We start from the raw sequence: 17,662 nt of genomic DNA, 5'->3' as shown, positions 1-17,662 counted from the left end.
CGCGGCCCTTTCGCGACGCAAGGCCGCTCCTACAGGCCGGCGCCACCCATGTAGTGATGAGTAAGCACTCAGGCCTGCAACCCCTCCATCAGGCAGCGCAACGCCCCCTTCACCCGCTCCGCCGCCGCCTGCGGATCGTCCTGGGCGATCACCCACATGCCGCTGTCGCCCATCGCGCCGTTGATCAGGTGCGCCATGGCCACGGGGTCGAAGGCGCGCAGCCTGCCGGCTTGCTGCAACTCCTCCAGCCCCTGGGCCATGGGGCCGATGTAGCTGGCCTCTTCCAGTTCGCGCAGGCGCGGGCCGAGCACCCCGGGAGCGTCCTGCAGCAGGATGCGGCGCAGGGCTGGCTCGTGCAGCAGGTCGTAGTAGTACAGGCAGGTGTCGATATAACCTTCCCACGGGTCGTCGTGGGTGGCGTAGCGGGCGTCGATCGCCTGGTTGATCTCGTCGAGCAGGTGCTCCACCACGGCGGTGAACAGCCCGGCCTTGCCGCCGAAGTGGTGGTGCAGGGCGCCACGGGTAAGGTCGGCTTCGGCGCACAGCTCGTCCATCACCACGGCGGCAAAGCCCTTTTCGGCGAACTGGCGACGGGCGACGGCGATCAGCCGTTCGGTGGTGTCCGCGCTCATGGCGGCGCGACTGCGGCGAGGGGTGGGCATGGAGGGCTCCGGGTAAAAAGCGATGGCTGCAAGTTAGCATACGTTGCGTATGTCAATAAATAGCATTAGCATACGCGGCGTATGCTAATTGGAGGTTACGACCGTGACTGCCCTCGTTTCACGCAAGAACGTTGCCTGGCTGGGTGAGCTGCCGGGCCTGTTGCGCCTGGCGCTACCGCTGGTGCTGGGCCTGTCGGCGGCCGAGCTGATCAGCCTGACCGACACCGTGCTGCTGGCTTCGCTGGGCACCGTAGTGCTGGCCTGTGTCGCGCTGACCAGCAGCGCTGGGCTGATCTTCCATGCCGGGCTGTACGGCATGCTCGCCACCCTCAGTGTGCGCGTCGGCCATGCCTACGGCGCCGACGACCCCGGTGCCGTGGCGCGCACGCTGCGCGCCGGGCTGGGCTACGGCCTGCTGGTCGGCGTCCTCGGTTGCCTGGCGATGCTCGCCAGCCTGCACGTGGTGCAATGGCTGGGCGTGCCGCTGCCGGACGTGGCGCTGCTGACACCGTACTGGCAGGCGATGGCGGTCTTCCTGATCCCGTACTGCCTGGCCGTGGTGTTCAAGGATGTGCTTGAGGCCATCGGTAGGCCGTGGACGGGCGTGCTGCTGGTGATGAGCGCGGTGCTGTTCAATATTCCGCTGAGCTATGGCCTGATCCATGGGCACTTCGGCCTGCCGGCGCTGGGCCTGGTGGGCGCCGGCATCGCCGGGGTGATCGCCGAGTCGCTGGCCGTGCTGCTGGCGCTGCTCTACTGGCGCCTGGCGCCGTCGCTGGCGCGCTATCGCCAGGCCCCGCGCGGGCCGCGCTTGGCCTGGCGCACGTTGCTGGGCGAGGGTTGGCCGCTGGGGCTGGGCTACCTGGCCGAGGCGGGCGCAGTGGTGATCGCGGCCTGGATGCTCGGCTGGCTGGGCAACGCGGCGCTGGCCGCCAACCAGGTGGTGCAGTCGATCGGCGCGCTGCTGTACATGCTGCCCTTGGGCATGGCCGCGGCGGTAAGCATCCGCATCAGCCAGGCCCAGGGTCGCGGCGAGACGACACGCATCCGCGCCATCGGCAGCGCCACCTTTGCCAGCGTCACCGCCTGGATGCTGGTGGCCACCGTGCTGCTGGCGCTGTTCGGCCGCTCCATCGCCGAGGCCATGAGCGACGACCCGCAGGTGATCGCCATCGCCGTGCCGATGTTCGTGGTGGTCGCGGCCATGCAGGTGGCCGACGGCCTGCAGTCCACCGCGCTGGGGGCGCTACGCGGGTTGCAGGACTACCGCTGGCCGGTGGGGGTGACCCTGGTCAGCTACTGGCTGCTGGCACTGCCGCTGAGCTACTGGCTGGCTTTCCACTCCTCGCTGGGCGCGGTCGGCGTTTGGGTGGGCTTCGCCTGTGGCCTGGCCGTGGCGGCGGTGATGCTGCCGTGGCGGTTCTATCGGTTGCAGGCGATGCCCGCCACGGCGGCACTGGTTCAGGCCTGATAGAACACTGCCAGCCACACCGTGGCCACGCCGGCCTCGGTCCACTCGACCCGGTGGCGGCAACCGGGTGGGATGTCCAGGTGGTCGCCGGGGTGCAGCACGCGGGTTTGCGGCTCGTGCTCCAGGCGCAGCCCGGCACTGCCACTGAGCACCACCACCCATTCGCCTTCGGTCTGGTCGTACCAGAACCCCGGTGGGCTGGCCTGGCCGCTGGAGACGATGCGCTCGATGCGCAGGCCTGGGCGACGAAGCAGGTCGGTGAACTGCTCCTCGGCATCGGGCGCCAGTGGCGGCAGGGCCGCGAACAGATTGGCGGGCATGGGCGACTCTCATCGGCGAAGGCGGTATGAGTGTAGGACGTATTCGCCCTTTGGCTTGCTCAGCGTCCCAACGGCAACGCCACGCCGATCAAGGCGAACAGACTCCCGCAGCAGCGGTTGAAACCCCGGCCCCCCTTGGCCAGCCATGGGCGGATGCGAAACGCCAGGCGCGCCAACAGGTACTCGACGAGAAACTCGACGCTGACGAAGGTCACCGCCATCACCACGAACTGCACCGGCAAGCCGCGTTGCGGGTCGATGAACTGGGGCAGGAAGGCGCCGTAGAACAACAGCACCTTGGGGTTGGCCAGCGCCGACAGACAGCCCTGGCGGAACAGTCCGGCGTTGCTCAGCCGGGCGCTGCCCCGGGTCTGTTCCAGTTGCAGCGCCGGGGTGCGCCAGAGCTGGATGCCCAGCCACAGCAGATAGGCGCCTCCCAGCCACTTGAGCACGGTCAGCAGCGAGGCCGAGGTCTGCAGCAGCGCGCTCAGGCCGAACATCGCCAGGGCGATCAAGGTGCCGAAGCCCAGTACGCCACCGAGGATGGTGAACAGTGTGCGCCGGGCACCGTACAGCGCGCCGTGGGTCAGGGCCAGCAGGCTGTTCGGACCGGGGGTCAGCGACAGGCCGATGCTGGCGAGCAAGTAGAGAAGCCAGGTGTCGAGTGCCATGGTGATGCCTAGTGATGGTTCAGGGCGCCAGTGTAGGACAGGGCGGAGGATTTAAAGGGTAGTATTAGGACATTTAATGGTCATATCTGGACACCTTCATGACGCCCGACCTGCGCCTGCTGATTCTGCCGCTGCCAGAGTTCGCCTTGCTGCCCTTTGGCGCCTTTCTCGACAAGCTGCGTTTCTCCGCGGATGACGAGGACTACAGTCGCCAGCGCTACTGCCGCTGGACGGTAATGGGCCTGGATCTGCAGCCTGTGGCGTCGAGCAGTGGCGCCGTCGTGCAGGTCGAGGTTGCCCACGACCAGGTGGATTGGCGCGAACACGACTACCTGGTGCTGTTCGGCGGGCGCAATGCCAGTGCCACGGCGGCCCTGGCGCCACGCTACAAGGCAATGCTCAAGCAGGCGGCAAAGGCCGGGTTGAAGCTGGTATGCGTCGACAACGCGGCGTTCCTGCTGGCCGCCTGCGGTTTGCTGGATGGCCACAAGGTGGTGCTGCACTGGCGCCATGAGGCCGAGTTCCGGGTAGCCTTTCCCCGCGTGCGCCTGCTGACCGGGCAGCTCTATTGCTTCGACGGTGCCCGTGTCACCTGTGCTGGCGGCACCGCGGCCATCGACCTGGCGGTGGAACTGATCGCCCGCGCCAGTGGCCGTGCCCGGGCGCTCAAGGGCCTGGCCGACATGCTGGTGGACGAAAGCCGCGACAGTCGCCACGCCTTGCGCTCGCTGGAGATCGAGGCCACTGGGGGACGGCAGCTGCAACGGGCCATGGCGCTGATGCGTCATCACCTGGCGTCGAGGCTGCCTGTCGAAGCGCTGGCGGCGGAGCTGGGCATCAGCCGACGGCAGCTGGACCGCCAGTTCCAGGCTTGCCATGGCATGAGCGCCAAGGCCTGGTGGTTGGAGCTGCGCTTGCAGCAGGCACGCTGGCGCTTGCTCAACTCCAGTCACAGCCTGGCGCAGATCGCCGATGAAGTGGGCATGGCGGACGCCAGCCAGCTGGGCAAATGGGTGCGACGGCGCTTTGGCTGCACGGCGATGGCTTTGCGCAGGTCCGAGTCGGTCTCATCGCGGGGCAAGCCCGCTGCCACCGGCTGACACGTGGTGTCTCTGGCGATGCGGGCTCACTGTGGTGTGCCGAACAGCCCCGTCCAGTAGATCCCGGCGTCGCTCTTCGGATCCACGGCATAGGCCGCGCCCAGCTCACGGAAGTCCGGGTTCATCAGCGTGGCGCAGTGCCCGGGGCTTGCCAGCCAGCCATCGACCACCTTGCGCGCGGTGTCGCGTCCGGCGGCGATGTTCTCGCCGATCTGCCGGTACAGGTAGCCGGCCAGCTCCGCCCGATCGCCCGGGGTGCGGCCGTCGCGGTCGATATGGTCGAAGAAGTTCTGGTTGGCCATGGCCCGCGTGTGGTTGGCGGCTACGCCGGCCAGGGTCGCGTTCCAGCTCAGTGCCTGGGCGGCGGGGAAGGGCTGGCCGCCGCATTGGCGGGGGACCTTGCGCGCGGCGTTGACCTCCTGCAGCAGTTTCTGCCCCTCGGCCTGCCAGTCACCCAGGCGTCCGCTCAGCAATGGCCGGGCCAGGACGATGCGCCAGTCGCGGCCTTCCTGGCTGACGCCGATATCGACGAACTGCGGGTCGAGCACTACCTGGCAGAAACTCTCTGCGATGGCGTTCATCGCCGCCTTGGCATCCCGTGGCCCGGACAGGCTGATGGCCTGGACATTGACCATGGGGTAGGCGGCGCGAGTCATGGCCTGTTGCAGGTCGCGGGTGCCTTCGGGCGACAGGGCCAGGCGGGTATCGCTGTTGAGCGGTGGCAGCTCCAGCGAGGCTTCGCCACCGCAGCGCTGTGCCTGGCTGCGGTAAGCGTTGATCGTATCGATCAGTTGCGCCTCTTCACCGGTGATGGCCAGGGCGCTGGTCGAGGCGAGCAGGCCCAGCGACAGGCCGAAGAGGCAGGCAACGGATGGGACGCGCATGTGGATCTCCCTGTAACTGGCAGCGTCTGGATCTGCGCTGCTCATCCTACACAAGCGCACGGCTTTTGGCCCGGCGATGTGCTGTGCAATAGAAATGTCGGCAATCGGTTGCTGGCGGCATAAGAGGGGGTAGACCGCTGGTCGGCGGGAAAGTGCGATTGTTTGGTAATAATTCGCAATATCGGCTAGAAACACTACTCGATAACCCTATGTTTCTCATCTGCCAGGAAGGCTCCCCTCCATCAACCAGGAGCCTTTCATGGCGCGTACCTGTCCGTATCAATCGACCCTGCTGGCCTTGTGCTGTTCCGTCGCTGTCACCGCTCACGGTGCCGATGGCCCCATCGAGCTGGATGCCACCGCCATCAACGCCGAAGCGGCCAAGGCGCCGCGCGGCGAGTTGCCCGAGGCCTATGCGGGCGGCCAGGTGGCCCGGGGTGGGCAGATGGGCGTGCTGGGCAACCAGGACATGATGGACGTGCCGTTCACCATGACCAGCTATACCGCGCAGCTGATCCAGGATCAGCAAGCAGAAGATGTCGGCGACGTGCTGCTCAACGACCCGTCGGTGCGTCAGTCGTTCGGCTTCGGCAACCAGTCCCAGGTCTTCGTCATCCGGGGCCTGCCGCTCAATGGCGACGATGTCGCGTTCAATGGCCTGTACGGCGTGCTGCCACGGCAGATGATCTCCACCGACGCGGTGGAGCGGGTCGAGGTATTCAAGGGGCCCAATGCCTTCCTCAACGGCGCCAGCCCCACCGGCACGGGCCTGGGCGGCAACGTCAACCTGCAGCCCAAGCGCGCCGGCGACACGCCGACCCGCCGCTATACCCAGGACATCAGCAGCGACGGGCGCATTGGCGAGCACCTGGACATCGGTCAGCGCTTCGGCGAGGACAACCGTTTCGGCGCGCGCCTGAACCTGTCCCAGCGCGAGGGCGAAACGGCGGTGGACGATCAGGACCAGCGCAGCAAGCTGTTCGTCGCCGGGCTCGACTATCGTGGCGACGACTTTCGCCTGTCCGGTGATTTCGGCTACCAGAAGCAGCGGGTCAACCACCTGCGCAACTCGGTGCGCCTGGGGGCCGGGCTGACCGACATCCCGCGCGCGCCGGACGCCGACCACAACTATGGCCAGGACTGGGCCTGGACCGAGACCGAGGACACCTTCGGCATGGTTCGTGGTGACTATGACTTCAACGACAACTGGAGCGGCTACCTGGCCGGCGGCATCAAGCACACCCACGAGAACGGCTTCTACGGCACGCCGATCCTCACCAATGCCGCCACCGGCGCGGCCACCATCGGTGGCTCGAAGATTCCCCACAACGAGGACAACACCACCTTCATGGCTGGCATCAACGGCCGCCTGCAGACAGGGCCTGTGAGCCACCAGCTGAACATCGGCGCGGCGAGCATCTGGACCCAGCAGGAAAATGCTTTCGTCTTCTACAACTCGCAAGCCACCAACATCTATCGCACCGACCCGTTGCCCAAGCCGACCACGCCGACCTTCGTCGGTGGCAAGCTGGATGATCCGGGGGTCACCGGCAAGACCCGCAACCGCAGTATCGCGCTGTCCGACACGGTGGGGCTGTTCGACGACACCTTGCTGCTCACGGTGGGCGTGCGGCGCCAGCAACTGCGGGTCGAAGGCTATGCCTATGATGGCCCGGGGGCGGACCTGGGGCGCAACGCGTTCTATGACGAGTCCGTCACCACCCCGGTGTACGGCATCGTCTACAAGCTCAATCCGTCGGTTTCGCTGTACGCCAACCGCATCGAGGGCCTGGCCCAGGGCGCCACGGCCTCGGGCCAGGTGATCAACGTCGGAGAGGTGTTCCCGCCGGCCAAGACCAAGCAGATCGAGGCGGGGGTGAAGCTCGACTACCAGCGCTTCGGTGGCAACCTGGCGGTATTCCGTATCGAACGGCCCACCGACGGCTTCGTCGAGGGCAATGTGTTCGTCCAGGACGGCGAGCAGGTCAACAAGGGCATCGAGCTCAGCGTGTTCGGCGAGCCGCTGCGCGGCCTGCGCCTGATGGCCGGGGGGACGCGCATGGACACCGAGCTGAAGAACACCCAGGGCGGCACGGCCGATGGCAACCATGCCGTGGGCGTGCCGACCTTCCAGCTCAACGCCAGCGTCGACTGGGACGTGCCGGGGCTCGAGGGTGTCGCGCTCAACGCGCGCATGCTGCGCACCGGGGGGCAGTACGCCAACCCGGCCAACACCCTGAGCCTGCCGACCTGGAACCGCTTCGACGTGGGCGCGCGATATCGGTTCAAGGTGCAGGAGAAGGACGTGACACTGCGGGTGAACGTGGAGAACCTGACCGACAAGAACTACTGGGCGTCGGCCAACGGCGGCTACCTGACCCAGGGCGATCCACGGTTGGTGAAGTTCTCGGGATCGATCGATTTCTGAGCCGTAGTGCTTTGAAGGCGTGCTCTGCGGTGGCGCTACCGAGCCAGCGCCTGGTTCGGCTTGTAGAACAGGAAATGCGTGGTCTCGGCCGTCTTGCGATAGGCCTTGGCCCAGTCGGGATGCACGTTGCGGTCGTGGAAGTAGAGCGCGCCGCCGGTGGCATCCTTGAGTTGCTGGTTCAGCGCCTTGCGCGCGATCTCCTTGGCCACCGCATAGCGTTCGGCTTCCTCCACCTGGTCGGAGCGCCCGTCGCACCACCAGGAGAACTGGCAGCTCTTGTTCTCCACACCCTGCTTGACCACCCCGCAGATGCTGTCCGGGAAGCCCTCATGGCCGAGGCGATTGAGCACCACGCTGGCCACGGCGCTCATGTCCTGGGCATCGGCGCCCTTGGCTTCCCAGTAGAGGGTGCGCGCCAGACAGGTGATGCTGTCGTCCATGGGCGCCTGGCCTGCGGGGTCCACCGCCTGGGCTTCGCTGGGCGTCAGGGTTTCCGCCTTTTTCGGTGGTGGCGCATCTTCGACGACCTTTTCCTCGAGGGCCTGGGCCTTGTCTTCGGCAACCGCGGCCTTCTGGCTGTCGGCGGCGAGGAGCGGGCCAGCGAACAGGGTCAGGGACAGACCGAACATCATCCAGGCGAGGCGCATGTCGAGATTTCCGCGGGGGTGGCTTGCCCACAGTCTAGCCGTGTCGCGTCAACTCAGCGTCAAGGTCAGCATCAGCGGCAGGGTGGCGGCGGCAGCGACGGTCTGCAGGGCGATGATGGTCGCCATCAGCGGCGCGTTGCCGCCCATCTGCCGGGCCATGACATAGGATGACGACGCCGTGGGCAGGGCCTGGAACAGCACCGCCACCACCGCGGCCTGGCCCCCGAGCCCGAGCAGCCGGCACAGGCCCCAGGTGGTGAGGGGCATTACCAGGAACTTGAACAGCGATGCCGCCAGCAAGGGCTTTACCTGCTGGCCGAGGCGCGCGCCGCCGAGCGCCGCGCCCACGCAGAGCAAGCCCAGCGGCAGCGCGGCCTGGCCCAGCGCCTTGACCGTCGGCTCCAACCCCGCCGGCAGGCCAAGGCCGCTCACCCGCAGCAGCAGGCCGCCGGCACAGCCGACGATCAGTGGGTTGGCGAAGATCGCCTTGAGCACGCTGGCCGGGGGGCTGTGGCGCGCGCTGAAGCGGGCGAATACCAGCACGCAGAGCAGGTTCACCAGCGGCACGATGGCCGCGTTGGCCACGGCGGCCAGGGCAATCCCGGCACTGCCGTAGATGCCGGCGGCGAGGGTGGCGCCGATGTAGTTGTTGAAGCGCACCCCGCCCTGGAACACTGAGGTGAAGTCGGCGCCGTCGTGGCTGGCGAGCCCCTGGTAGAAAACCAGCAGCAGGGCGCCGAGCAGGGTGGAGAGCATCAACACGCCAACCATGCCCAGCACAGGCACGCCATCCAGGTTGGCGGTGGCCAGGCCATGGAGAAACAACGACGGCAGCAGCACGTAGTAGCTCAGGCGCTCGGCGCCGGGCCAGAAGCTTTCGGCGAGAAACCCTCGCACGCGCAGCCAGGCGCCCAGGGCAATGAGCAGGATGATCGGGACGAGGGTGGTCAGCAGCAGAGCGAGCATGGGCCGGTTCCGTGGTCGGGTACCGGCACAGGGTAAGGGGGGCGATCAACAGAAAAAAACGTTGTTTTCTGCAGTGAGTGTTGAGGAAAACTTCACGGTTGGGGAGCGGTCACTGCGTGGCGAGCATCTCGATCACCTTTTTGCGCAACTGCTCGATGCTGAACGGCTTGCCGATCAGGTGCATGCCCTCAGGCACTTCGAAGTTCTCGGCGTAACCACTGGCGAACAGCACCGGCAATGTCGGCCGGACCTCGCGGGCCCTGGCGGCCAGCGCTTCGCCGCGCATGTCGGGCAAGCCGACATCGGTCATCAGCAAGGCCAGGGGCTGGTCGGGATCTTCGAGGATCTTCAGGGCTGCACTGGCACTGTCCGCCTCGATGGCGGTGTAGCCCAGTTCGTCGAGCACTTCGACTATCAGCATGCGTACGATGTCGTCGTCTTCGACTACCAGAAGGTGCATGGCGCGGGTCCTGTTTCGGTGGAGTGTCTCTACTCTGTGCCCGAGGCGGTGGCAGAAGTTCCCCAGCTTAACGGCCTGGGCAAATAGATGGAACGATTGGCGCACAGCGCCTTCAAATACTGGCTAAATGCCCTGCCAGATCGGCCAAAGCTGGTTAGACTCGCTGTATTTCCCGGTCGGCATGGCGCAGGGCAATTCACACACGATGTGGCAGCCATGCTGTTCAATGGACTTTTTCACTCGGGCATCTTCCAGATGATTCAAGCAGCCTCGATGGACCAACGCAGCTTTCGCAAGCTGCTCAGCCGCAACGTCGGCCTGCCCCTGGGCGTGGGGCTCCTGGGGGCCGTGGCGTTCGTCGCGGTGATCAACTACCTGCTCTCGGCCATGCAGTGGGTCGAACACACCGACCGGGTGATCGGCAACGCCAACGAGACGGTCAAGCTGTCGATCGACATGGAAACCGGCATGCGCGGCTTCCTGATCACCGGCGACGAGCGCTTCCTCGACCCCTACGAGGTGGCCAAGCCGCGAATTTTCAGCAGCCTCGACAGCCTGCGCGGCATGGTCGAGGACAACCCCCAGCAGGTCGATCGCATCGACCGCCTGGTGGCGTTGCAGCGGGCCTGGAACGATTTCGCCGGCGAGATGATCAACCTGCGCCGCGGCAAGGGCGACTACCAGATGCCGATCGGCAATGGCCGGGGCAAGCGCATCACCGACGAAATTCGCAGGGAGTTCGACGGCTTCGTCGCCACCGAGCAGCAACTGCGCATGGCGCGCAATGAAAAGGTCAGCAGCGTCACGGTGACGGCGATCAGCGCCTTCGTGCTGTTCATCATCGCCCTGAGTGGCTTGCTCGCGTACCTGGGACGCCGTGACCTGCTGGCGCTGTCCAGCAGCTACGTCGACAACCTGCAGGCCCAGCAGCGCAGTGCCGAGCGCCTGGAACACCAGGCCTGGCTGCGAGCCGGGCAGACCCAGCTGGCCGAGCAGGTGCTGGGCCAGCTCACCCTGCCGATGCTGGGCGACAATATCCTGCGTTTCTTCGCCGGTTATCTCGGCAGCGTGGTTGGCGCGCTGTACGTGCGTGACGAACATGGCAACCTGGTGCGCGTGGCGTGCTATGGCCTCGATGCCGAGCAACAAGGGCGCGATCCGCGCCTGGGCGACCATGGCAGCCTGCTCGGCCAGGCCGTGATGCAGGGCCGGCTGCTGAGCCTGGATAACCTGCCCGAGGACTACTATCGCCTCAGCTCGGGCCTGGGCAGCGGCTTGCCGCGTAGCGGCCTGCTGATGCCGGCCAGGGACGACGGGCGCATCAATGGCGTGCTCGAACTGGGCTTCCTGCGCCCATTGCAGGCGCGCGACAGCGAACTGCTGGAACGGGTCGCGGAAAACGTCGGCATCTCCATCGAAAGCGCTCGCTACCGTCAGCGACTCCAGGAGGTGCTGGCCGAGACCCAGCAACTGAACGAGGAGCTGCAGGTCCAGCAAGAGGAACTCAAGACCGCCAACGAAGAGCTCGAAGAGCAGTCGCGCGTGCTCAAGGAGTCCCAGGCGCACCTGGAGACCCAGCAGGCCGAACTCGAGCAGACCAACGAGCAGCTGGCCGAGCGCACCGAGGCCCTGGACCGCAAGAACGGCGAACTCAACCAGGCGCAACTGGAGCTGCAGGCCCGCGCCGACGACCTGCAGCGCTCGAGCAAGTACAAGTCCGAATTCCTCGCCAACATGTCCCATGAGCTGCGCACGCCGCTCAACAGCTCGCTGATCCTGGCCAAGCTGCTGGCCGAGAACGGCGAGGGCAACCTCAGCCAGGAGCAGGTCAAGTTCGCCGAGTCGATCTATTCGGCCGGCAACGACCTGCTCAATCTGATCAACGACATCCTCGATATCGCCAAGGTCGAGGCCGGCAAGCTTGAAGTGCGCGCCGAGACCACGCCGCTGGAGCGCCTGGTCGACGGCCTGCAGGCCATGTTCCAGCCGCTGGCGCGGGACAAGGGCCTGAACTTCGAAGTGCAGCTCGAACAACCGTTGCCGGCGAGCTTGTTCACCGACCGCCAGCGGCTGGAGCAGATCCTCAAGAACCTGCTGTCCAACGCCATCAAGTTCACCGAACGTGGCCAGGTCAGTCTGCGCATCAGCTACCAGACCGGCATGGGCCTGGTCTTCGCGGTGCGTGACACCGGCATCGGCATCGCCGCCGACCAGCAGCAGGCGATCTTCGGCGCCTTCCACCAGGTCGACGGCACCAGCAATCGCCGCTACGGCGGCACAGGCCTTGGGCTGTCGATCTCCCGCGACCTGGCACACCTGCTCGGCGGCCAGATCAGCGTCGACAGCAGCCCGGGCCAAGGCAGCGTGTTCAGCCTGATCCTGCCTGAGCGCTTCGAGCCTTCGGCGCAGCAACCGGAAGTCCACAGCCTGCGCCCGACGGTCGACGAGCTGCCTCCCGCGCCCCAGGTGCCCGCACCGACGCGGCCCGAGCGCCCGACCCCGGTCTTTGCCGACGATCGCGAGCGAGCACCGTTCGCCAATCGCTGCATTCTGGTGGTCGAGGACGAACCGAATTTCGCCCGCATCCTCTACGACCTGGCCCATGAACTGGGCTACAGCTGCCTGGTCGCCCACGCCGCCGACGAAGGCTTCGAACTGGCCGCCCGCTACTTGCCGGACGCCATCCTGCTGGACATGCGCCTGCCCGACCATTCCGGGTTGACCGTGCTGCAGCGTCTGAAGGAACAGGCCGGCACCCGTCATATCCCGGTGCATATCATCTCGGTGGAGGATCGCGTCGAGGCGGCCATGCACATGGGCGCCGTCGGCTACGCGGTCAAGCCCACCAGCCGCGAGGAGCTCAAGGCGGTGTTCGGTCGCCTTGAGGCCAAGCTCACGCAGAAGCTCAAGAAGATCCTGCTGGTGGAGGACGACGACCTGCAGCGCGAGAGCATCGCCCGGCTGATCGGCGACGACGACATCGAGATCACCGCCGTGGCCATGGCCCAGGAGGCCCTGGCGTTGCTGCGCGAGAACATCTACGACTGCATGATCATCGACCTCAAGCTGCCCGACATGCTCGGCAACGAGCTGCTCAAGCGCATGACCGCCGAGGACATCCGCAGCTTCCCGCCGGTGATCGTCTACACCGGACGCAACCTGACCCGCGAGGAAGAGGCCGACCTGCTCAAGTACTCGCGCTCGATCATCATCAAGGGCGCGCGCTCGCCCGAGCGCCTGCTCGACGAAGTGACGCTGTTCCTGCACAAGGTCGAGTCGCAGCTGTCCAACGAGCGCCAGCGCATGCTCAAGACCGCGCGCAGCCGCGACAAGGTGTTCGAGGGGCGCCGGATCCTGCTGGTGGACGACGATGTGCGCAACATCTTCGCCCTGACCAGCGCCCTGGAGCACAAGGGCGCGATCGTCGAGATCGGCCGCAACGGACGCGAGGCCATCGAGTGCCTGGAGGCCAACGACGACATCGACCTGGTGCTGATGGACGTGATGATGCCGGAGATGGATGGCTACGAGGCTACCCGGCTGATCCGCCAACAGCCACGCTGGCGCAAGCTGCCGATCATCGCGGTGACCGCCAAGGCGATGAAGGACGACCAGCAGCGCTGCCTGCAGGCCGGCGCCAACGACTACCTGGCCAAGCCGATCGACCTGGACCGCTTGTTCTCGCTGATCCGCGTCTGGCTGCCGCAATTGGAGCGAATCTGAAATCTTGACCAGTGAACGCAACACCGATATCGAGATCCGACTGCTGATCGAGGCGATCTACCTCAAGTACAGCTACGATTTTCGCGACTACTCCGGCGCCTCGATGAAGCGCCGGATCCTTCATGCCCTGCGCCAGTTCGACTGCCGCACCGTGTCGGCGCTGCAGGAGCGGGTGCTGCACGACCCAGGCATGTTCCTCGAGCTGCTGCAGTACCTGACGATCCCGGTCAGCGAGATGTTCCGCGATCCGGGGCATTTCCTGGCCTTGCGCAACGAGGTGGTGCCGCTGCTGCGCACCTGGCCGTCGATCAAGATCTGGATCGCCGGCTGCAGCACGGGCGAGGAGGTGTATTCCATGGCCATCCTGCTCCGCGAGGAGGGCTTGCTGGAGCGCACCATCGTCTATGCCACCGACATCAACCCCCATTCGCTGGAGAAGGCCAAGCAGGGCATCTATTCGATGCAGAGCATGCGCGAGTACGAAGAAAACTACCGCAAGGCCGGCGGGCGCCGGGACTTCGCCGAGTACTACACCGCCGCCTATGGCAACGCCATCATGGACGGCAGCCTGCGCGAGAACGTGACGTTCGCCGACCATAGCCTGGCCACCGACAGCGTGTTTTCCGAGACGCAGCTGGTGTCGTGCCGCAACGTGCTGATCTATTTCAACAAGGACCTGCAGGACCGTGCCCTCGGGCTGTTCCACGAGTCCCTGTGCCATCGTGGCTTCCTGGTACTGGGCAGCAAGGAATCGGTGGACTTCTCGGCCTACGGCGAGCGCTTCGAGCCGCTGGTGCGGCCCGAGCGGATCTACCGCAAGGTATGAACGGCGTGCGCGCGATCGTCATCGGCGCCTCGGCGGGCGGCGTTGCGGCGCTGTTCGCCGTGCTGGGCGCGCTGCCGGCCAGCTTCGCGATCCCGGTGCTGTGCGTGCTGCACCTGCCGGACGATCGTCACAGCCAGCTGGCCGAGGTCCTGCAAAGGCGCCTGCATCGCCCGGTGCGCGAGGCGCTCGACAAGGCGCGGATCGAGCCGGGCCTGATCTATGTGGCGGGGCCCGGCTACCACCTGTCGGTGGAGCGCGATTTCACCCTGTCGCTCAGCCAGGAGGCGCCGGTGCACTTCTCGCGACCGGCGATCGATTTTCTCTTCGAGTCGGCGGCCGATGCCTATGGCCCCGGCCTGCTCGGCGTGCTGCTCACCGGCGCCAACGAAGATGGCGCCCTAGGGCTGTTACGGATCAGACAAAGCGGTGGCCGGACAGTGGTCCAGGATCCCCGCGAAGCACAGGTCGCGCTGATGCCGGAGGCCGCCCTGGCCCTGCAGGCGCCCGACCATATCCTCTCTCTGAGCGGTATCGGGCAGTTGCTCGCTACCCTGGAACCCCGCGAATGCTAAGTCACATCACCGCCAAACTGCTGATCGTCGACGACCTGCCGGAAAACCTGCTGGCGCTGGACGCCCTGATCCAGGGCGAGGACCGCGAGGTGCATCAGGCCCAGTCCGCCGAGCAGGCGCTGTCACTGTTGCTCGAGCATGAGTTCGCCCTGGCCATTCTCGATGTGCAGATGCCGGGCATGAACGGCTTCGAGCTGGCCGAGCTGATGCGCGGCACGGAAAAGACCCGCAGCATTCCCATCGTCTTCGTCAGCGCCGCCGGGCGCGAGATGAACTACGCCTTCAAGGGCTATGAAAGCGGGGCCGTGGACTTTCTGCACAAGCCGCTCGACACCCTGGCGGTCAAGAGCAAGGTCTCGGTGTTCGTCGACCTGTTCCGCCAGCGCAAGGCGCTGGACCGGCAGTTGCAGGCGCTGGAGCGCGGTCGTGAGGAACAGGCGCAGTTGCTGGCGCAACTGGAGCTGGCGCGGGGCGAGCTGGAGCGGGCGGTACGCATGCGCGACGACTTCATGTCGATCGTCTCCCACGAGGTGCGTACGCCGCTCAACGGTCTGATTCTCGAAACCCAGCTGCGACGCATGCATCTGTCTCGGGGCAACCTGGCGGCCTTCAGCGAAGACAAGCTCAAGGCGATGGTCGAGCGTGACGAACGGCAGATCAACAGCCTGATCCGCCTGGTCGAGGACATGCTCGATGTGTCGCGGATCCGTACCGGCAAGTTGTCGATCCGGCCCAAGGCTTTCGATCTTGGGCAATTGGCGCGAGGCCTGGTGGAAAACTTCGCCGCCCAGGCCGCCGCCCTGGATACCCGTATCGACCTCGCGTGTTGCGAGGCGTTGCAGGGCGAGTGGGATGAGTTTCGCATCGAGCAGGTGCTGGCCAATCTGCTGTCCAACGCCTTGCGCTATGGTGAGCGCAAGCCGGTGCAGGTACGGGTATTCGAGGATGCTGGCATGGCGTGCGTGCAGGTGCGCGACCACGGCATTGGCATCAGTGCGCAGAATCAGCGACGGATCTTCCAGCAGTTCGAGCGTGTGGCCGCGCACCAGGCCAGCGGCGGGCTGGGGCTGGGGCTGTACATCTCCGAGCAGATCGTGCTGGCCCATGGTGGGCGTATCCAGGTCGAAAGCGAAGAGGGCGCGGGTGCGACGTTCACCCTCCACCTGCCGTTGTCAGTGGTACGGCAATCCAGCGATCAGGCGCGGGCAACCTCTGCGTAACCTTGGGGTCTGATGGCTAACTGGTTGAATTCGAAGGCGTTGTCATGAGTGAAGATGCACAAGATGTGGTATTGATCGTCGAGGATGAACCGGCGATTCGCATGATCCTGCGCGACTACCTGGCGGGCGAGGGCTACCACGTGCTGGTGGCCGAAGATGGCGAGCAGGCGTTCGCCATTCTGGCCAGCAAGCCGCACCTGGACCTGATGGTCACCGATTTCCGCCTGCCGGGCGGGATTTCCGGGGTGGAGATCGCCGAGCCGGCGGTGAAACTGCGGCCTGACCTGAAAGTGATCTTCATCAGCGGCTATCCTGCGGAAATCCTCGAATCCGGGAGTCCGATCGCCCGGCGGGCGCCGATCCTGGCCAAGCCGTTCGACCTGGATACCTTGCACGAAGAGATCCAGGCGCTGTTGCGCTAGCCGCGGGTGCGGCGGTCGATGCAGCGTTGCATCGACTTCCTTGCACTTCGGTGATGTTCCTCGCGGCTCACTGCGGGTATCCTCGGCTGATCTTTCCGCGAACCGAGTTGATTTCCAAGGAGCTGCACGCTGTGTTCAAACATGTCGATGCCTACGCCGGCGACCCGATCCTTTCGTTGATGGAAACCTTCAAGGCCGATCCTCGTGCCGACAAGGTCAACCTGAGTATCGGCCTGTACTACGACGAAGCCGGGGTGGTGCCGCAACTGGCGGCGGTGGGTGAAGTGGAAAAACGCCTGGCCGGCCAGCCTCACGAAGCCTCGCTGTACCTGCCGATGGAGGGCCTGGCCGCCTATCGTCAGGCCATTCAGGCGCTGCTGTTCGGCGCCGACCATTCGGCCGTGACCGAGGGCCGGGTGGCCACCGTGCAGACGGTGGGTGGCTCGGGCGCGCTGAAAGTCGGCGCCGACTTCCTCAAGCGTTACTTCGCCGGCGCCGAAGTCTGGGTCAGCAACCCGACCTGGGATAACCACCGGGCGATCTTCGAAGGCGCGGGCTTCAAGGTGCACAGCTACCCGTACTTCGACAATGCCACCCGTGGCGTGGACTTCGCCGGCATGCTGGCGACCCTGCAGACCCTGCCGGCGAACAGCATCGTGCTGCTGCACCCGTGCTGCCACAACCCCACCGGTGTCGACCTGGACCAGAACCAGTGGCAGCAGGTGATCGAGGTGGTCAAGGCGCGCCAGTTGATTCCGTTCCTCGACATCGCCTACCAGGGCTTTGGCGAAGGCCTGGTGGAGGACGCCTACGCCATCCGCGAGATGGCCCGTGCCGGTGTGCCGTGCCTGGTCAGCAACTCGTTCTCGAAGATCTTCTCGCTGTACGGCGAGCGGGTAGGGGGGCTGTCGGTGGTCTGCGACGATGCCGCCACCGCCTCCAGCGTGCTCGGCCAGCTCAAGGCTACCGTGCGCCGCAACTACTCCAGCCCACCTGCGTTCGGCGCCCAGCTGGTCGCCGGCGTGCTGGCTGATGCCGCGCTCAATGCCCAGTGGGCGGCGGAAGTGGAAGTGATGCGCAAGCGTATCCTGGACATGCGCCAGGGTCTGGTCGACCTGCTCGGCGAGCTGCTGCCGGGCCAGGATTTCCAGTTCTTCCTGCGCCAGCGCGGCATGTTCAGCTACACCGGCTTCAGCGTCGAGCAGGTGCGTCGCCTGCGTGACGAGTTCGGCGTGTACCTGATCGACAGCGGCCGGGTGTGCATGTCCGGGCTGCGTCCGGCCAACCTGC

The 17,662-nt window shown here is 65.9% G+C and carries 16 protein-coding genes; 9 read left to right on the top strand and 7 right to left on the bottom strand.

The features are described from left to right. Nucleotides 1–68: 68 nt before the first annotated feature. Entirely contained in the window at nt 69–662 is a 594-nt protein-coding gene (locus N5D48_RS22485; protein ID WP_279888096.1) for a TetR/AcrR family transcriptional regulator, read from the bottom strand. Between the two features lie 103 nt (nt 663–765). On the opposite strand from N5D48_RS22485, the gene N5D48_RS22480 reads away from it, so the two are divergent. Further along, a complete protein-coding gene (locus N5D48_RS22480) occupies nt 766–2,133 on the top strand; it encodes an MATE family efflux transporter (RefSeq protein ID WP_279888095.1) in 1,368 nt (455 codons plus the stop codon). Here the strand turns inward: N5D48_RS22480 and N5D48_RS22475 are convergent. Together N5D48_RS22475 and N5D48_RS22470 are read right to left on the bottom strand one after the other, a co-directional pair. After that, entirely contained in the window at nt 2,124–2,453 is a 330-nt protein-coding gene (locus tag N5D48_RS22475) for a cupin domain-containing protein (protein WP_279888094.1), read from the bottom strand. The two genes, N5D48_RS22480 and N5D48_RS22475, sit on opposite strands and share 10 nt — an antisense overlap. A 59-nt stretch (nt 2,454–2,512) precedes the next feature. Next, nucleotides 2,513–3,124, bottom strand: coding sequence for a LysE family translocator (locus tag N5D48_RS22470; protein WP_279888093.1), 612 nt, complete (start codon nt 3,122–3,124; stop codon nt 2,513–2,515). 98 nt (nt 3,125–3,222) lie between these two features. Here N5D48_RS22470 and N5D48_RS22465 point away from each other — a divergent pair, with 98 nt between their 5' ends. Then, nucleotides 3,223–4,224, top strand: a complete 1,002-nt coding sequence (locus N5D48_RS22465; RefSeq protein WP_279888091.1) for a helix-turn-helix domain-containing protein — start codon at nt 3,223–3,225, stop codon at nt 4,222–4,224. Between the two features lie 26 nt (nt 4,225–4,250). Here the strand turns inward: N5D48_RS22465 and N5D48_RS22460 are convergent, their stop codons facing one another. Next, nucleotides 4,251–5,108 (bottom strand): CAP domain-containing protein, encoded by an 858-nt coding sequence (locus N5D48_RS22460; protein ID WP_279888090.1) that lies wholly within the window; start codon nt 5,106–5,108, stop codon nt 4,251–4,253. 259 nt (nt 5,109–5,367) lie between these two features. Here N5D48_RS22460 and N5D48_RS22455 point away from each other — a divergent pair, with 259 nt between their 5' ends. Beyond that, nucleotides 5,368–7,536 carry a TonB-dependent siderophore receptor gene (locus N5D48_RS22455; RefSeq protein WP_279888089.1) on the top strand — a complete coding sequence of 723 codons (2,169 nt, stop codon included), beginning with the start codon at nt 5,368–5,370 and terminating at the stop codon, nt 7,534–7,536. Between the two features lie 35 nt (nt 7,537–7,571). Here the strand turns inward: N5D48_RS22455 and N5D48_RS22450 are convergent, their stop codons facing one another. The 3 genes from N5D48_RS22450 to N5D48_RS22440 form a co-directional block, all read right to left on the bottom strand. Then, nucleotides 7,572–8,183 carry a cell wall hydrolase gene (locus tag N5D48_RS22450; RefSeq protein WP_279888088.1) on the bottom strand — a complete coding sequence of 204 codons (612 nt, stop codon included), beginning with the start codon at nt 8,181–8,183 and terminating at the stop codon, nt 7,572–7,574. A 48-nt stretch (nt 8,184–8,231) separates the two neighbouring features. Continuing rightward, the gene (locus N5D48_RS22445; protein ID WP_279888087.1) at nt 8,232–9,149 is read right to left on the bottom strand and encodes an AEC family transporter; all 918 of its coding nucleotides are present in this window, start codon (nt 9,147–9,149) and stop codon (nt 8,232–8,234) included. A 109-nt stretch (nt 9,150–9,258) separates the two neighbouring features. Continuing rightward, complete coding sequence (locus N5D48_RS22440; RefSeq protein WP_279888086.1) at nt 9,259–9,609, bottom strand: response regulator; 351 nt, start codon at nt 9,607–9,609, stop codon at nt 9,259–9,261. 255 nt (nt 9,610–9,864) lie between these two features. Here N5D48_RS22440 and N5D48_RS22435 point away from each other — a divergent pair, with 255 nt between their 5' ends. The 6 genes from N5D48_RS22435 to N5D48_RS22410 form a co-directional block, all read left to right on the top strand. Continuing rightward, a complete protein-coding gene (locus N5D48_RS22435) occupies nt 9,865–13,332 on the top strand; it encodes a response regulator (RefSeq protein ID WP_279888085.1) in 3,468 nt (1,155 codons plus the stop codon). A 4-nt stretch (nt 13,333–13,336) separates the two neighbouring features. Then, entirely contained in the window at nt 13,337–14,158 is an 822-nt protein-coding gene (locus N5D48_RS22430; protein ID WP_279888084.1) for a protein-glutamate O-methyltransferase CheR, read from the top strand. Beyond that, nucleotides 14,155–14,730: a chemotaxis protein CheB gene (locus tag N5D48_RS22425; RefSeq protein WP_279888083.1), complete on the top strand. Its 576-nt coding sequence runs from the start codon at nt 14,155–14,157 to the stop codon at nt 14,728–14,730. Before N5D48_RS22430 ends, N5D48_RS22425 begins: the two co-directional genes overlap by 4 nt. Then, nucleotides 14,724–15,950: a hybrid sensor histidine kinase/response regulator gene (locus tag N5D48_RS22420; protein ID WP_279888081.1), complete on the top strand. Its 1,227-nt coding sequence runs from the start codon at nt 14,724–14,726 to the stop codon at nt 15,948–15,950. The genes N5D48_RS22425 and N5D48_RS22420 overlap by 7 nt, the downstream gene beginning before the upstream one ends. 44 nt (nt 15,951–15,994) lie before the next feature. Further along, the gene (locus N5D48_RS22415) at nt 15,995–16,372 is read left to right on the top strand and encodes a response regulator (protein WP_279888080.1); all 378 of its coding nucleotides are present in this window, start codon (nt 15,995–15,997) and stop codon (nt 16,370–16,372) included. Nucleotides 16,373–16,503: 131 nt separating this feature from the next. Further along, nucleotides 16,504–17,662: aspartate/tyrosine/aromatic aminotransferase (locus N5D48_RS22410; protein WP_279888079.1), on the top strand; the 1,159-nt coding region annotated here is incomplete at its 3' end.

Source organism: Pseudomonas sp. GD03858, from assembly GCF_029840925.1.
Classification (GTDB): Bacteria; Pseudomonadota; Gammaproteobacteria; order Pseudomonadales; family Pseudomonadaceae; genus Aquipseudomonas.
This window is presented reverse-complemented; position numbering and strand designations above follow the sequence as displayed.

Coding starts and splice junctions, on each gene's coding strand:
- N5D48_RS22415 (WP_279888080.1), top strand. CDS start 15,995: ATGAGTGAAGATGCACAAGATGTGGTATTGATCGTCGAGGATGAACCG.
- N5D48_RS22460 (WP_279888090.1), bottom strand. CDS start 5,108: ATGCGCGTCCCATCCGTTGCCTGCCTCTTCGGCCTGTCGCTGGGCCTG.
- N5D48_RS22435 (WP_279888085.1), top strand. CDS start 9,865: ATGATTCAAGCAGCCTCGATGGACCAACGCAGCTTTCGCAAGCTGCTC.
- N5D48_RS22440 (WP_279888086.1), bottom strand. CDS start 9,609: ATGCACCTTCTGGTAGTCGAAGACGACGACATCGTACGCATGCTGATA.
- N5D48_RS22420 (WP_279888081.1), top strand. CDS start 14,724: ATGCTAAGTCACATCACCGCCAAACTGCTGATCGTCGACGACCTGCCG.
- N5D48_RS22425 (WP_279888083.1), top strand. CDS start 14,155: ATGAACGGCGTGCGCGCGATCGTCATCGGCGCCTCGGCGGGCGGCGTT.
- N5D48_RS22485 (WP_279888096.1), bottom strand. CDS start 662: ATGCCCACCCCTCGCCGCAGTCGCGCCGCCATGAGCGCGGACACCACC.
- N5D48_RS22455 (WP_279888089.1), top strand. CDS start 5,368: ATGGCGCGTACCTGTCCGTATCAATCGACCCTGCTGGCCTTGTGCTGT.
- N5D48_RS22465 (WP_279888091.1), top strand. CDS start 3,223: ATGACGCCCGACCTGCGCCTGCTGATTCTGCCGCTGCCAGAGTTCGCC.
- N5D48_RS22445 (WP_279888087.1), bottom strand. CDS start 9,149: ATGCTCGCTCTGCTGCTGACCACCCTCGTCCCGATCATCCTGCTCATT.
- N5D48_RS22450 (WP_279888088.1), bottom strand. CDS start 8,183: ATGCGCCTCGCCTGGATGATGTTCGGTCTGTCCCTGACCCTGTTCGCT.
- N5D48_RS22470 (WP_279888093.1), bottom strand. CDS start 3,124: ATGGCACTCGACACCTGGCTTCTCTACTTGCTCGCCAGCATCGGCCTG.
- N5D48_RS22475 (WP_279888094.1), bottom strand. CDS start 2,453: ATGCCCGCCAATCTGTTCGCGGCCCTGCCGCCACTGGCGCCCGATGCC.